Origin of the sequence: Nocardia aurea (assembly GCF_003123685.1) — a bacterium.
GTDB classification, from domain to species: domain Bacteria; phylum Actinomycetota; class Actinomycetes; order Mycobacteriales; family Mycobacteriaceae; genus Nocardia; species Nocardia aurea.
Window position 1 is genome coordinate 73,696 of sequence record NZ_QCYJ01000137.1, and the last position, 14,263, is coordinate 87,958.

Annotated in this window: 13 protein-coding genes; 1 reads left to right on the forward strand and 12 read right to left on the reverse strand. The window is 65.7% G+C overall.

Annotated elements, in window-relative coordinates; all coding sequences use genetic code 11:
* Positions 1–33: 33 nt before the first annotated feature.
* From DAT37_RS36420 to DAT37_RS36475, 12 genes are all read right to left on the reverse strand, one after another.
* The gene (locus DAT37_RS36420; protein ID WP_109529494.1) at positions 34–993 is read right to left on the reverse strand and encodes an MlaD family protein; all 960 of its coding nucleotides are present in this window, start codon (positions 991–993) and stop codon (positions 34–36) included.
* The gene (locus tag DAT37_RS36425; protein ID WP_109529495.1) at positions 990–2,000 is read right to left on the reverse strand and encodes an MlaD family protein; all 1,011 of its coding nucleotides are present in this window, start codon (positions 1,998–2,000) and stop codon (positions 990–992) included. Before DAT37_RS36425 ends, DAT37_RS36420 begins: the two co-directional genes overlap by 4 nt.
* On the reverse strand, positions 2,000–3,094 hold the full coding sequence (locus DAT37_RS36430) for an MlaD family protein (RefSeq protein ID WP_109529496.1): 1,095 nt from the start codon (positions 3,092–3,094) through the stop codon (positions 2,000–2,002). Before DAT37_RS36430 ends, DAT37_RS36425 begins: the two co-directional genes overlap by 1 nt.
* Before the next feature lies 1 nt (position 3,095).
* Complete coding sequence (locus DAT37_RS36435; RefSeq protein ID WP_232840218.1) at positions 3,096–4,121, reverse strand: MlaD family protein; 1,026 nt, start codon at positions 4,119–4,121, stop codon at positions 3,096–3,098.
* A complete protein-coding gene (locus tag DAT37_RS36440; RefSeq protein ID WP_109529497.1) occupies positions 4,103–5,122 on the reverse strand; it encodes an MlaD family protein in 1,020 nt (339 codons plus the stop codon). The genes DAT37_RS36435 and DAT37_RS36440 overlap by 19 nt, the downstream gene beginning before the upstream one ends.
* Positions 5,119–6,207, reverse strand: coding sequence for an MlaD family protein (locus tag DAT37_RS36445; RefSeq protein ID WP_109529498.1), 1,089 nt, complete (start codon positions 6,205–6,207; stop codon positions 5,119–5,121). The genes DAT37_RS36440 and DAT37_RS36445 overlap by 4 nt, the downstream gene beginning before the upstream one ends.
* Positions 6,208–6,211: 4 nt before the next feature.
* Positions 6,212–7,087: an MlaE family ABC transporter permease gene (locus tag DAT37_RS36450; protein WP_109529499.1), complete on the reverse strand. Its 876-nt coding sequence runs from the start codon at positions 7,085–7,087 to the stop codon at positions 6,212–6,214.
* Between the two features lie 2 nt (positions 7,088–7,089).
* Positions 7,090–7,779, reverse strand: coding sequence for an ABC transporter permease (locus DAT37_RS36455; RefSeq protein WP_232840219.1), 690 nt, complete (start codon positions 7,777–7,779; stop codon positions 7,090–7,092).
* A gap of 569 nt (positions 7,780–8,348) precedes the next feature.
* A complete protein-coding gene (locus DAT37_RS36460; protein ID WP_109529500.1) occupies positions 8,349–9,212 on the reverse strand; it encodes an enoyl-CoA hydratase-related protein in 864 nt (287 codons plus the stop codon).
* Entirely contained in the window at positions 9,209–10,726 is a 1,518-nt protein-coding gene (locus DAT37_RS36465) for a class I adenylate-forming enzyme family protein (RefSeq protein ID WP_109529548.1), read from the reverse strand. The genes DAT37_RS36460 and DAT37_RS36465 overlap by 4 nt, the downstream gene beginning before the upstream one ends.
* 102 nt (positions 10,727–10,828) lie before the next feature.
* Positions 10,829–11,791, reverse strand: a complete 963-nt coding sequence (locus DAT37_RS36470) for a PDR/VanB family oxidoreductase (protein WP_232840220.1) — start codon at positions 11,789–11,791, stop codon at positions 10,829–10,831.
* A gap of 147 nt (positions 11,792–11,938) precedes the next feature.
* Entirely contained in the window at positions 11,939–12,937 is a 999-nt protein-coding gene (locus tag DAT37_RS36475; RefSeq protein WP_109529501.1) for a GNAT family N-acetyltransferase, read from the reverse strand.
* A 146-nt stretch (positions 12,938–13,083) separates the two neighbouring features.
* On the opposite strand from DAT37_RS36475, the gene DAT37_RS36480 reads away from it, so the two are divergent.
* Positions 13,084–14,253 carry an aromatic ring-hydroxylating oxygenase subunit alpha gene (locus DAT37_RS36480; RefSeq protein ID WP_109529502.1) on the forward strand — a complete coding sequence of 390 codons (1,170 nt, stop codon included), beginning with the start codon at positions 13,084–13,086 and terminating at the stop codon, positions 14,251–14,253.
* Positions 14,254–14,263: the final 10 nt, after the last annotated feature.

The window sequence follows — 14,263 nt, forward strand, 5'->3', positions numbered from 1 at the left end:
GTGATCACAGCTCGGGCGGGGACGATCGCGATCTCACCTTCCCGGTGGACCGACGCGGACGGTGACCGCGTCGCCCGAGGACGTCGCGGCGATGGCGGTATCGAGTAGTTGCCCGACGTTCACCGTCGCCATCGCGGCGGTTCCGGCCCGTATACCCGGTAGCAGGTCGACGCCGAGAGTGTGCAGATCGGCGGAGGTGTCATGGAGGAAAGCCTGCAACTGATCGAGCAGGGGTCCGGCGCCGAACTCGATCCCGTCCTTCAAGGGGCCGAACGACGCGGCGAAATGGATGCCGGCCAGCACATCGCTGAACCCCGAACCGAAATCACCGAGGATCGGCGTCGCGCCCGCCAGATCACCGGGAACGGTTCCGGTTCTCAGCAATATCGGCTGGATACTCGACAGCAGCGTGGTCAGATTCGCCGACTGCCGAGTCAGCGTGCCCGCGAGAAGTTCCCCCGCGCGGGACAGGTCGCCGAGCACCCACGGATCGTCGGGCAACGCGAGGTCCACGGTCGCGAAGATCTCCCGGATCCGCTCGGGCTCGATCTGTTCGAGCAAAGTCGTCAATCGTTGCGACAGTTCCTTGAAGGTGGTCGGGACGACGACTCGGTCGGCCGGGATGACGGCGTCCTCGGCCAGATACGGCCCGGCGGCGACCGTGGGGATCACGGCCAGGTACGTCTCGCCGAGGGCGGACAGGTTGTCGACTCGGAATCGGCTGTCGGTCGGGATCCGGTAATCGCTGTCGTAGCTCCATTCGACGTCGATGCCCGCGGCGGAGGAATGGACTCGCGTCACGTGTCCGATAGCGACTCCTCGTATCAACACTCGTGATCCGACGACGAGTCCGTTGGTGTCCGGGATCGACAGGCTGGCTGTCTTCACGTCGGCGAAGGCGTCGTGTTCGAGGCCGAGGCTGTCGAGATACAGCAGCGAGGACACCGCGAGAGCGACCATGCCGAGCACGGACAGTGGTGTTTTGAGGTTCATTTCACGGCCCCCAGCATCCGCAGGAGATTCTCGACATCGGTGACGATCTGTTGCCCCTGCGCGGATTCGATCGAGCGGATGTTCAGCGAGGGGTGCCGCGCGAAGGGTAGTACTGTCGTGCGGAGGAAATCCGACAGTTTCACGGTGTCGGCGGGTGCCTTGTCCCAGATGCTCCCGATGAGGTCACCGGAGTCGGCGAGTGAGTTCAGCATCGGCACCAGCCACAGACCACCCTGGTACACGCTGCCGACCGAGGGCAGGATCTGGCTGATGTAGGAGACGATATTGACCGCGACCCGCCGCCAGTAGTGCTCGGCTTGCGGCGCGAACAGCGTGGCGAGGGTCTGGGATTTCTCGTTCAGCGCCACCGCGGTGGCGTCGAATCCGTCGAGCATGCGGTCGATCTCGCCGGTGTCGCCCGCCAGGTCGCGCAGGTCGACGGCGACGACCGATGCCAAGCGGGCCACGTCCGGGGTCGCGGGCATCACCGTGTTGATCCGGCGCATCGCGTCCTGGATCCGCTGGATGCTGCCGCCGTTGACGAAATAGGCCAGGACCGCCATGGTGTCCTCGAGTTGTGGCGGTGAACTGGTGTGGTCGGCGGTCACCGCGTCGCCGGGCCGCAGGAATTGCGCGTCGGCCCCGACCCGGTCGTGGTCGAGGGCGATGTAGGTGTCGCCGAGCAGGGTGTTCTGACGGATCACCGCGCGTACGTCCACGGGGACCTCGCTGCCTTGTTTCAACTGGACGGTCACTTTCACCGCGTCGTCGAGCACCGTGACATCGCGGACCTCACCCACGCGCAGGCCGTCCATCATGACGTCGGCGCCGTTGGGCAGATTCATCACACTGACGAATTCGATCCCGACGGTGTACCCGTTGCCGACACCGCCTCGAACCGACGGCAGATCGTCGGGCCCCAGCGAGCAGCCGCCGGTCGCGAGGAGGCCGCAGCACATCGCCACCGCGGCGGCCCCATTCCGCAGAAGCTCGAAATTCGTTGTCATCATCGGCCTTTCGCGAGGACGAGGTCGAGCAGGGTCGTGGCGGGAATCTGGGCCTGCCCCGTGGCGGACGGGGTGCAGGTGCCGGGCGCGAGTTGGTTGAGCGCGTCGCATACCGTCGCGGAGTCCGCCGTGTCGATCCTGACCATCGGCGGCTGGTAGGCGACCGCCATCGCGGCGTCGCCGTCGCTCTGCTGACGCAGCATCGCCGCGACCGACGGGATCGATGCCAACAGGCTCGCGATATCCCCCGACCGGCCCGCCGCGAGGTGGATCGCCTCGGCGACCGGACCGCGCAGCATCGGCCAGAGTTGATCGCCGTACTCGGTGTGCACGTCGTGCAGGACATTCACCAGCCATCCGACGCCGACGCACACGTCGACGGTTCCCGGCCACAGTCCGATGCCCGCGGCGACGACAGCGGGCATCTGATCGAGGATCGACTGGATGCTCGACCACTGTCGCAGGGCGTCATCGGTGAGCGGCGCCATATCGAGGATGATCGAGCCGATATCGGCGATCAGCTGATCGGGACTGTTCGCGGCGGCGGAGGCGTGCAGCATCATCGCGCGCGCGTTCTGACCTTGGCCGCGCAGTGCCTCCTCGAATCCCGCGACGGCGTTCCGCAAACTCTGCCTGCCGTCGCTCGGACTGAGCTCGTCAATGAAATCCGCTGCGGATCCGGCGATTTCGGAGATACTTTTCGGGGTGTAGCTGTGCTCGAGCGGGATACACTTCCCCGCCGTCAGTTCCGGTCCGGCGTCGTAGTTGCCGACCAGTTCCAGACTGCGGTCGGCCAGGATCGACTTCGATCGGGTGACCGCCAGCACATCGGCGGGGAACCGGCGTCCGCCCGCGAGCGTGAAACCGATTTCGACGTGGTCGCCGACGGGCCGGATCCGGTCGACCTTGCCGACCTGGAATCCCATCTGGGTCACCGGGTTTCCCTCGTAGAGTCCCACCGAATCCGGCATCCGGACACAGAATCCGTCGGTGGATTCCTGGCCTCCGTCGGTGGCGGCGACACCGATTCCGCCCGCCGCCGCGACACCGACGATCACCAGGATCCCGACGAGCCGAGTTCTGTTCTTCTTCATGTCAGCAGGTCCGTCCGGGAAGGGGTACACAGATCTGTGTCGCCGACACGGTTCCGCCACTGATCGCAGCGAGACCTTCCGGAGTCAGCCAGGCCGCCAGGCGGTCCCGCAGATTCTGCAACTGATCGATGGCGGGCCCCATGTTCGTCCGGAAGTCCTCGATGGAGTGCCGGACCTGATCGATGGCGGCGCGCGCTTCGTCCCTGTGGTCGAGGTAGTACTTCTCGAGCGGCTGCACCCTGGCGAGTACGTCACCGAGCAGGCGATAGGCCTCGTTGAATCCGACGTGGGTGTTGTTGTAGGTCGTGACGACGATGTCTACCTGACGGATCAGGTCGAAGACGAATTCTCGGTCGGCGTTGAAGGATTCGAGGTACTCCGAGGCGAGATCGGCGATCCGCCGGACCTGTTCGCGCTGGTGGTCCATGACGGTGGCGATGCTGTTCATACCGGCGATCAGCGAACCGACCGACGTCGAATTGTGCTGGAGTGCGGTGGCGACCTGGTCGATATCGGCATCGATGGCGGCGCCTTCCACCTTGTCGGTGACATGCGGTGCGGCCTGGAGGACGTCACCGATCGAATAGGGCGCGGTGACGTGCTCGTGTGGGATCACCGAGTCCCCGAGTGGTGTGTCGCCGAGGGGGATGAGGGTCACCGCGTATCCGCCGACCGGGGTCAGCATACGTACCTCGACCCGTGAGTCGTCTCCGACGAAGGCATCGTCGGAGATCCGTGCCTGTACCCGAACCGTGTTCGGGCGCAGTGCGATCGAGGTGACCTTGCCGACGGTGATACCGGCGATGCGCACTTCCAGGCCGGGTGCGAGTGCCGAGGCGTCGGTGGTCTCGAAGGCGATCGTTCGCTGGCCGACCGGCCGCGCGTAGAGCACGGTCGTCGTCACCAGGGCGAGGACGGCGATCAGCACGACCGCCGCCCCGAGCAGCATCTCGTCGTGTGTGACGCGGTGTGTGAGCCGCCGCAGCAGCGACTGTCCGCCCTGCGGGTTCATCGAGGCCCGTTGCATACCACTACCTCACTCCCATTCAGCAGCACACGGACTTCCGTAGGAAGTCGCGCCACCCCGTTGGCGCAGTTCATCGCACCCGCCGCCGGGGTCGTCAACTGCGGCAGTTGCAGGCCCGCGAAAGCGACGGGCAGCAAGCGCAGCGCTTCGGCCGCCGACGGAATCGAGGCGAAGGCCCGTTCGAGCAGTTGGTCGATATCCAGGTCGCGATCGAGGCCGAGTTGGGTGAGCAGACGGTGGACCGGGGTCAGGAATTCGGGGCCGAAGGCCGCGGTCTTGGGAAATTCCTCCAACACCGTCATCGCCTTGGCTATCGGGAAACTCAGTGAGTGCAGGAACTGGACCACCTGCGGCGATCTGCCGCCCATGCTGTCGGCGATACGCGACATGTTGGTGACCAGGGTCGAGATCACCTGTTCGCGGTCGTGGGCCAGGTCGGCGAGTCGTTGGATACTGTCGAGCATCGGCGCCAGACCGGTCCCGTCGCCCTGCAACAGGGTAATCGCGTTCTCCATGAAGGTGTTGATCTCCTCGGTGCTCATCGTGTTCAGCACCGGCTGCAAGCCGTTGAACAGTTCGGTGATGTCGAACGACGACCGGGTCGCGGCGACAGGAAGTCGGCGCACCTCGATACCCGTTCGCTCCGGGGCATCGAGGTCGATGAACCGAACACCGGTGAGGTTCTGGTACTTCACCGCCAGAACGGTATTGTCGAACAGCCGGTACGGCTTCTCCAGCGAGAACTCGACTTCGGCCACGCTCCGACCGTCCCTGCGGTTCAGCTCGATCGAGCGCACCTTCCCGATCCGCACCCCCTTCGTGCGGACGTCACCGTTGACGTGCAGTCCCGAGACATCGGTGAATTCCGCCGTGTAGAAAGAGGTTTCCCCTTCCACCGGATTCCTGATGGCGCTCAACACGATCGCGAACAGCGCGATCGAGACGACAACGGCCACAGCCAGTTTGGCGAGGGTGACGAACATCGTGACCCGAGGACTCATCGCGGTCCCTCCTGCGAAGGAGTCTGCGGCAGTCCGGTCTGCGCGAGCGGCGCGGCGATCATCGGCAGATCGTCCAGGACGATCCGCAGATTCAGCGTCTTCCCGTCCGCGGGTCCGGTGAACGCCGCGTTGTAGCGATCGATCAGTTCCCGCAATTTCGCCGGGGCAGCGCCGCCGTCGAGCCCCTGTGGCATCGCGTCGGTGAGTGCCTTGACCAGCAGGGTCACCGGCGTCAGTTCGGAGCCGTGCGAGGCGAGCAGGCTGCCCGCCTTGCCGAAGAGGCTGTTGGCGGCGAGCCCGAGGCCCACGTCGCTGTAATCCATGAACGCGTCGTCGACGCCGACCGAGCCGTCGGGTCTGCGGTTGTAGACGCTGTCGTAGACGTAGGCGAGGCTGTCGATCGCCTGGGCGCTGAACGCGGGCATTACCGCGAGGATGTCGTTCACGTATCGCAGCAGTTCGGTCGGTAGGGCCTGCTGGGTGGCCGCGACACGGTCGGCGAACACGATTCCCGACTGGATCAGCGGGGTCAGTCCATCGGTGTATCGAACGACCTTGTCGAGCGCTCGAACCATCGGCGTGGTCAACGTGCCGTCGATGGCGACCGAACCCCTCTCCAGCATCGTCGACATGGTGAAGTCGCCCGCGGGCACACGGGCGAGGGTGCGCCCGGAGGTCAGTGCGCCGCCGCCGGGACGATCGATCAGGTTCACCGCGGTGATCCCGAAGTAGTTCTGCGGGCGGAAGTCCAGATCGAACGAGTCGGTCAGGCCACCGATCTCATCCGGCACCAGTGTCACCGTCATACGGACGGTATCGGGCCTGGTCTTGACCAGTTCGGTGACCTCGCCGACTTCGGCGCCGTGCAGGATCACCTTCGTCCCCGTGGCGACCCCGGGTCCGACGTAGGGGACGTCGATAGCGACCGCGAGTCCTTCGGGTTCGTCGTAGTGTGGGTAGATCCACACCGCGCCGACCGCGACCGCCGTCGCGACCGCGAGCACGGCCGCCGCCGCGCCGGTGACGACTCTGGACTGCTGACGATCGGAGCCTCGGAGAAAATCCTGGTTCCTTGTCTTTCCCATCGACCTATCCTTTGAAGATCAGAAGGGGGCTCAGACCCCAGATGGCAACCGTCATGGCGAAATTCAGGACAACGATGACGACGAGACTCGCCCGGATCGCTCGGCCCGACGCCGCGCCGACGCCTGCGGGACCACCGGTGGCGAAATATCCGTAGTAGCAGTGGATGATCGTGACGACCGCACAGAAGGTAACCGCTTTGACGACCGAGGCAGCCAGGTCGGGCACGCTGAGGAATTGTGCGAAGTAGTGGTCGTAGGTTCCCTCGGGTTGTCGATGGAATACCTTGACGATGATCCCGCCGGTGAAGAAACTGACCACAAGCCCCATCAGATATCCGGGCAGGACGACGAGCATTCCACCGATCAACCTCGTGCCGACCACGAACGGAATCGCTTGTAATCCCATCGATTCCGTCGCGTCGATTTCCTCGGAGATTCTCATGGCGCCGATCTCGGCCGTCATGCGGCAACCCGCCTGGGCGGCGAATCCGATTCCGGTGATGATCGGGGCGATCACCCGGATATTGCCGAAGGAGCCGATGATTCCGGTCAACGCGCCGAAGCCGAGCAGATTCAAGGCCATGAATGCCTCGATCGCGACCACGGCGCCGACGGCGACGCCGAGAAAGAACATCAAACTGACCACGCCGCCGTCGACGATCAGCGATCCGCTCCCCCAGGCCATGTTGTTCATGACCTTGACGGTCTGCTTCCGATAGTTCCGGGCCGTCGTCGGCAACAGGTAGATCGTCTTGACGGTGAATACGGTGATCTGGCCGATCTCACCGACGAAACCGGTCACGCCGCGACCGACCGCGTGCAACGGCGCGAGCAAGAACGGTATCCGGATGTAGCGGTATTCGGCGGGTTTATCGGTCATCATCACGCCAACCGCGCCGGGAAGAACATCATCTGCAATTGGCTGACAAGCAGGTTCGTAATGAAGATGCAGAAGACGCTCAGGACGACCGAGGCGTTCACCGCGTTCGCCACGCCTTTCGGCCCGCCTTTCGCTTCCAAGCCGCGCAGACTCGCGATGAGGACGACGATGGCCGCGAACAGCAGCGCCTTCAGGACCGAGAAGGCCAGGTCGGTCGGTGTCGCGAATGCCCCGAAGGACTGCCAGAAGCTGCCCGGCACCACGTTGTTGACGTTGGCCGAGATCAGGAGCCCGGCGAAAACACCGGCGAAGATGATGATGATGCACAGAATCGGCGCGATCGCGATCATCGCCAGGAACCGCGGCATGACCAGGCGCTCCACCGGATCGACGCCCATCACCCGCATCGCGTCGATCTCCTCCCGGATCGCCCGTGCTCCGAGATCCGACGCGATGGCCGACGCGGCGGCGCCGCTCATCAACAGCCCCGCGGCCATCGGCGCGCCCTGACCCACGACGCCGAGACCGCTGGCGGCACCGGCCAGCGAATTCGCCCCCACCTGGTTCATGATTCCGCCGACCTGGACCGATACTTCGGCACCGATCGGAATCGCCATCAGCAAAGCGGGCAGCGCGGTCACTTTCAACAGCGACCACATCTGGTCGACCAATTCCTGGACAGGCATTCGCATTCTGACGGTATCGATGACCGCATAGCGGACCACGGCCCCGGTCAACTGGGCCGACCTGCCCAATGTCGCCAAGCTTTTCGCGGGTGCTTGCGAAAGGTATTCCGCGACACGGTGTGCGGGTGCGATCCGCTGCCTCGACTCGTCACCACTGGACTGTGGTTCGGTGGAAAGTTCTGTGCGCTCGAAATGATCGGTGGGGGAAATCTGGGGAACGCTCGTCGATCGATCGGCCGCTGCGGCAGCATTGCCTTCGAACTTCATTGTTTGGCTACTCCGTATTTCCACGATGACCGCGCCTCGGTCCGAACAACGGACGAGCGCGAGGAAAACCACGACCGCCCGTGCGTCCCGCATCCGCGACGCGCGGTGATGCGCATCGCCTGCACGGGGGAATAGTGTCGCGCCTCACAGGACGGTACTTCACATTACGTGTGACGTCAATCGTCATTTGTAATGCTGTTGCCAGCTCGTGCTCGATCCGCAGACGTGCCGAGGGCAGAAATGCGAAACGCGACTGTCCGGACCCACGGTGTAGGTCCGGACAGCCGCGTGGCGCGTCGATCAGCCGGTCAGTCGAACAGTGAGGGCAGTCCGTCCGCCACGGAATCGATGAATTCCGGGTCACGTTTGGTCAGGAAGGCATCGACACCTTCGCGCAGGTCCGCCGACCTGGAACGCACGAAGATACCTTTGGACTCCGCACGGTGCGCGACCTCGGGCCCCTCGGCTCCGAGCACGCGCCACAACAGTTCCCGTGTCAGCGCGACCGACACCGGTGCCGTCCCCCGCGCGAACGATCGCGCGATCTCCATCGCTCTGGGAAGCAGTTCGTCGGGGGCGAGCACTTCGCTCACGAGCCCGCGTTCCAGTGCTTCCGACGCGGACACCATGCGACCGCTCAGTGTCCATTCCAAGGCCGTGGCGATGCCGACGATCCTGGGCAGGAACCACGACGAACAAGCTTCGGGGATCAGGCCGCGACGGGTGAAGACGAAGCCGAATCGCGCTGTGTCGGAGGCGATTCGGACGTCGGCGGGCAGGGTGCTGGTGACGCCGACGCCGACGGCGGGCCCGTTGACGGCGACGACGACCGGTTTGCGCGATCGGTAGATCCGCATCGAGACCTCACCGCCGACATCGGGCGGAATCTCACCGGCGTCGCCCGCCTCCACGACGAAGGTGTCGGGGCCGTCGGCGAGATCGGCCCCCGCGCAGTACGCGCGGCCGGAACCGGTCATGACGACGGCGCGGATGGCGTCGTCACCGTCGCATTCGTCGAACGCGGCCAGGAGCTCGTCGCGCATCTGCTGATTGAACGCGTTGAGCCGATCCGGACGATGCAACCGCACCACCGCGATCGCGCCGTCGCGTTCCACTCGCACCACGCGCTGCGCCTCGTCTGCCCGGGCAGGGCGTGTCGGCGCGGCCGTCATCGCAGTTTCTCGAAACGGTCTGCGACGTCACGATATTCGGCGCGGATCGCGGTCTTGGACAGTTTTCCGCTCGGCAGTCGCGGCAGCGGCTCGTCCCTGATGATCACGTATCGGGGCACCTTGTAGTCGGCGACGAGCCGATCGCAGTGTTCGATGATCACGGCTTCGTCGACGTCGCCGCTGACTTTCACGATGGCGGCGGGGGTCTCGCCGAATCGGGCGTCGGTGGCCGCGATCACCGCGACCTCCTCGACACCGTCGATCCCGCCGATCACCCGCTCCAATTCGACCGGGGAGATGTTGATGCCGCCGGTGATGATCAGATCCTTGAGCCGATCGACGAACTGCAACCGACCCTCCTCGTCGCGTTTGCCCAGGTCGCCGCTGTGCAGCCAGCCGTCACGCAACGCGGCGGCCGTCGACTCCTCGTCGTTCCAGTACCCGGGGGTCACCCCGGGGCCGCGCAGCAGGATCTCGCCCTCCGCGCCCGGTTCGGCGGGACTTCCGTCCTCTGCGATCACCTTCACCTCGGTGAAGATCGACCCCGTACCGCAGGAGTCCGGATGGTCGGCGGCTTCCTGGACCAGGGTCGCGGTGGCGACACCGCCCGCCTCGGTCATGCCGTAGATCTGACGCAGCGCGACACCCTTCTTGGCCCAGCGCTCCAACAGCGATACCGGCACCGCGGCGCCGCCGACGATGGCGGTGCGCAGCGAACCCAGGTCGGTCTCCTCGAATTCGGCCGACCGCGAGATGGCCTCGAAGATCAGCGGGACGCCGAAGAGCGCCTGCACATCGTGTTCTGCCAGCAACGTCGCCGCTTTGCCGGGAACGAAGTCCGGCTCGATGACGATCTTGCCGCCCAGCACGATCGTCATGAGCAGGCCCCAGACCAGGCCGGGTGTGAAAACCAGCGGAAGCACGAGCAGCGTCGTGGTTCCGGGCCGCAGCCCCTCCTCGACGAGCGAGGCCTCGAACACGATGCTCAGAAGCGTGCGGTTGGTGCAGATGACGCCCTTGGACAGCCCGGTCGAACCGCTGGTGAACAGCAACGCGGCAGGCTCATCGGGTTCCAGGTCGACGCGGAAGTCATCGATCCCGCCGTCACGCAACGCGGTGAACTCGCCGAATTCGATACCGGCGAACCCGTCACCGAGTGTCCTCGTCGCCTCGACCGACGCCGCGAATTCGCCGGGGAACACCACGGTGGTGATCCCCGCGTCATCGATGACCTTGCGCAGTTCGGCGGGCTTGAGCCTGGGGTTGAGCGGCACCAGGACGGTCCCCGCCTTCATCGCGCCGAGGGCGATGACCGGCCACGCCAGCGAGTTGGGTCCGAGCACACCGACCCGATCGCCGCGCGCGATGCCGCGATCGGCGAGTGAGCGCGCGATGCGGCTCGACCAGTTCTGGAGCTCGCGGTAGGTCAGCGCCTCGTCACCCACGACGATCGCGGTCCGATCGCCCTTGGAACGGGCCCACCAGCCCAGGGCAGATCCGATAGTCGCTGCCATGTTCTCCTCGACTTCCTTGTTGCGGTATCCGGCGCGTGACCGGCCCACCGAGCCGTACGTGACGCCCATCACCATTTATCTAATGGCCGTAGTTTAAACGAGTCATAGGTCGAGCACCAGCTTGGATCCTCGACAGCGCGACACGCAGATCATCATCGCGTCCCCGGCCGCCTGTTCCTCGTCCGTGAGGACCGAATCCCGATGGTCGGGCTCGCCCCCGAGGACGGCGACTTCGCAGGTCCCGCAGGTTCCCTCCCGACAGGAGAACTCGACCGAGACCCCGGCGCGCTCCAGCGCGTCGATGATGGTCTCGGACGCGCCGACCTCGACGGTCGTGCCGGTGCGGCTCAGCTCGACGTCGAACGCCGCGTCGACGGCATCCTCGGCGACGGCTTTGGGCGCGAACCTCTCGACATGGACGTCGAGCCCGCGCTCCCGCCCGGCCGCCTCCACCGCCAGCAACAACGGCTCGGGACCGCAGCAGTAGACGGCGACGCCTTCCCCCGCGGCGTCGAGCGCACCCGCGATGTCGAGCAGCCCGAACTCGTCCTGCGGACGGATGTCCACCTCACCGGGGTGCGCGGCGACCAATTCATCGGCGAAGGCCATGCCAGGACGGGTTCGGCCGCCGTAGAGCAGTCGCCACGCGACGCCGCGCCGCTCGACCTGTCGCAACATGGGCAGCAGCGGGGTGATGCCGATACCGCCCGCGACGAACAGGTAGGACGGCGCGTCGATGAGGGCGAAGCGATTGCGCGGGCCACCGACCTCGAGAAGATCGCCTTCCTCCAGTTTGTCGTGCACATATATCGATCCGCCGCGCCCGGACGCCTCCCTGAGCACCGCGACCATCAGCGAACCGGTATCGGCGCGATCGCCGCACAGCGAATACTGACGCACCAGATCGGATTCGAGTTCGAGGTCGATATGCGCGCCGGGCTCCCATGTCGGCACGGCGCCGCCGTCGGCGTCGACCAGTCGCAGCGCCACGACGCCGTCGGCGATATCGCTCTTGGCGACCACCCGCATCCGCCGCGACGCCTGTCCGGCCGTGGCCTCACTCATCCGGTCACTCCCAACACGATCGACCTATCGAAATGCTGCTAAATCTTATGCCATTAGTTTAATTTGCGGCAAGGTCCACCCCTGCGGCCTCACCGAGGAGTCCGGGACCGCGACCGCGTGATCGACACGATCGGTATGCCGCCTCGGCTATTCGCGCCGATACACGGGCGGATCGATCCAGGCGCCGACCTGGTAACAGGCGTGGGCTTCCTCCTGCTCGAACGAGAGCAGGCGCAACATACGAACCGCGCCTTCGTCCTCCGGATCGACCCGCATCCGCGCCAGTTGCGCGCCGCCGTCCGCGAGGCGTCCGAGCGCACGGGTCAGCAACGCCACCCCGAGACCCGCGCCCCGCGCATCCGCGGCGAGCATCAGCGCGCGCACGGAAGCGGTCCGCAGCTCCATGTGCTCGCGCAGCCGCGGGTCGAACCACACGAATCCCAGGTCGCGCCCCGACAGGTCCGACGCCATCAGCACCCGTCCGGTGGCACCGGCGCATTCGGCGACGAACTGTTCGACGTGCGAGTGGGCAAGGTCAGCACGCTCGACGACCTCGCGCACCCGCGCGGCCACGCCCGGGTCGGCGAGATCGGGCAACTCGACGATCACCGCGCTGTCGGGCACCTCGGCCGCTGCCAGCGGCAGCGCGAAGGGACCGGACAGGTGGCGCAGCACGGTCCACAGCCGTGCGACCGGTGCCACCCCGAATCGCCGCGCCAGCCGTTCGGAAGCGGGATGGCTGCCGTAGGCCCAGCCGCGCAGCGACCTGGCACCTGTTCCACACCAGCCGCCCGACGCCGACACGTCCAGGCCCAGTTCCTCGACCAAGGTGGTCGAGATGCCGCGCGACCGATATCGGGGATGGACCACCATCGCCACCGTCCCCTGACCGTGGCGATCGATCGAGAGGCGCAGGTAGGCGACCATCACCACGGGCGCGTCGTCGCGCGTACTCAGATCGCGGCGGGCCTTGATCGGCAGGTGCCATACCACCTCGTCGGGTCCGGCCGATTCCGGGAGCACCTCACGCGGCTCGATCGCGGTGAAACCCGCCTCCTCGTCGTAGCGGGCCGCCTCCGCGACCAGCGTCGACGCTTCGGCCACATCGCCGTCGTCGAGGCGCTCGCACCAGGTGTGAGTGATCATCTCGCAGCAGTCCTCCTCGGTCCTCCCGTTTACACATAAATCTACATGAGTTAGATTTAGAAAGGAATCTCAACAGCTCAGCCAGGTGGTCGTCTCGCCAGCCGAACAGCGACACCGGGCGCGCCGAAAGATATTGGAGGAAAGCCATGACCGAGGTCGGGGCTCCCCGCGAGGAACGCATTCGCCGTGCGCTGACGCATCTGCGCAACGACACGACCGACGAGTACGAGCACATCACCTGGTTCGAGCCCGAGGAGTTCACCGACCCGGCGATCGCCAAGCGCGAACGCGATCTCATCTTCGGCAGGTCGCCGTCGATCGTCGCGCACGGCTCCGAGGTCCCCCGACCCGGCGATTTCTTCACCCTGCAGATGCCGCGCAACAACATCATCGTCGTGCGGCAGCGCGACGGCGGGGTCAAAGCGCTCGTGAACCTGTGCCGCCATCGGGGGGCGTTGTTGGAGAAGGAGGAGAAGGGCCGCTGCCGGCTGTTCTCGTGCCCGTATCACCGGTGGTCCTACGACACCGACGGCAGTCTGCGCACCATCACCAGGGACAACACCTTCGGCGAGGCCGATCGCGCGAACCTGGGACTCGTCGAGTTGCCGACCGAGGAACGCCACGGCTTCATCTGGGTGGTCGACGACGCGGACGCCACCATCGATGTCGCGGCGTGGCTCGGCCCGGACATGGACGCCATCCTCGAGTCCTACGACCTGGGACCGAAGGTCTGCGTGAAATCCGAGGGTTTCGACGAGCCGGTCAACTGGAAGATCATGCAGGACGCCTTCCTCGACGGCTACCACATCCAGTACGCGCACCCGAATACCGCCGCCAAACACATCCACACGAATGTGATGGCCTTCGACGATTTCGGGCGGCACTGCCGATTCATCGCGCCGCGCAAGTCGATCGACCGGTGGATCGAGGAGGACCCCGGCGATCGCAGCCTCGCCGACGAGGTCACCGAAACGCATTTCCTCCTGCCCAACAGCACGCTGCTGCGCCAGCCCGATCACTTCCAGTTGCTCACCTTCCGCCCGCACCCGACCGATCCGCAGCGCTGCCGGATGGAGATGCGGCTGATCGTTCCCCCGGTCGAACAGACGCAGCTGACCCAGGAGCGATGGACCCGGTTGTGGGACAAGAACTGGCAGATCCTGCTCGATGTGCTGCACGCGGAGGATTTCCCGCTGCTGCGTGATTCGCAGCGCGGCATGACCAGCGCCAGTGCGGGCCGAATGGTGCTCGGCCAGAACGAGATCGCCAATCAGGTGTTCCGGCGCGAAACCCAGAAGCTGCTGACCCAGCAGTGACACGACGTAT

Bases quoted from the DNA above. Each gene is read 5' to 3' on its own strand.
- DAT37_RS36420 (WP_109529494.1), bottom strand. From the start codon at position 993: ATGAACCTCAAAACACCACTGTCCGTGCTCGGCATGGTCGCTCTCGCG.
- DAT37_RS36425 (WP_109529495.1), bottom strand. From the start codon at position 2,000: ATGACAACGAATTTCGAGCTTCTGCGGAATGGGGCCGCCGCGGTGGCG.
- DAT37_RS36430 (WP_109529496.1), bottom strand. From the start codon at position 3,094: ATGAAGAAGAACAGAACTCGGCTCGTCGGGATCCTGGTGATCGTCGGT.
- DAT37_RS36435 (WP_232840218.1), bottom strand. From the start codon at position 4,121: ATGCAACGGGCCTCGATGAACCCGCAGGGCGGACAGTCGCTGCTGCGG.
- DAT37_RS36440 (WP_109529497.1), bottom strand. From the start codon at position 5,122: ATGAGTCCTCGGGTCACGATGTTCGTCACCCTCGCCAAACTGGCTGTG.
- DAT37_RS36445 (WP_109529498.1), bottom strand. From the start codon at position 6,207: ATGGGAAAGACAAGGAACCAGGATTTTCTCCGAGGCTCCGATCGTCAG.
- DAT37_RS36450 (WP_109529499.1), bottom strand. From the start codon at position 7,087: ATGACCGATAAACCCGCCGAATACCGCTACATCCGGATACCGTTCTTG.
- DAT37_RS36455 (WP_232840219.1), bottom strand. From the start codon at position 7,779: ATGCGAATGCCTGTCCAGGAATTGGTCGACCAGATGTGGTCGCTGTTG.
- DAT37_RS36460 (WP_109529500.1), bottom strand. From the start codon at position 9,212: ATGACGGCCGCGCCGACACGCCCTGCCCGGGCAGACGAGGCGCAGCGC.
- DAT37_RS36465 (WP_109529548.1), bottom strand. From the start codon at position 10,726: ATGGCAGCGACTATCGGATCTGCCCTGGGCTGGTGGGCCCGTTCCAAG.
- DAT37_RS36470 (WP_232840220.1), bottom strand. From the start codon at position 11,791: ATGAGTGAGGCCACGGCCGGACAGGCGTCGCGGCGGATGCGGGTGGTC.
- DAT37_RS36475 (WP_109529501.1), bottom strand. From the start codon at position 12,937: ATGATCACTCACACCTGGTGCGAGCGCCTCGACGACGGCGATGTGGCC.
- DAT37_RS36480 (WP_109529502.1), top strand. From the start codon at position 13,084: ATGACCGAGGTCGGGGCTCCCCGCGAGGAACGCATTCGCCGTGCGCTG.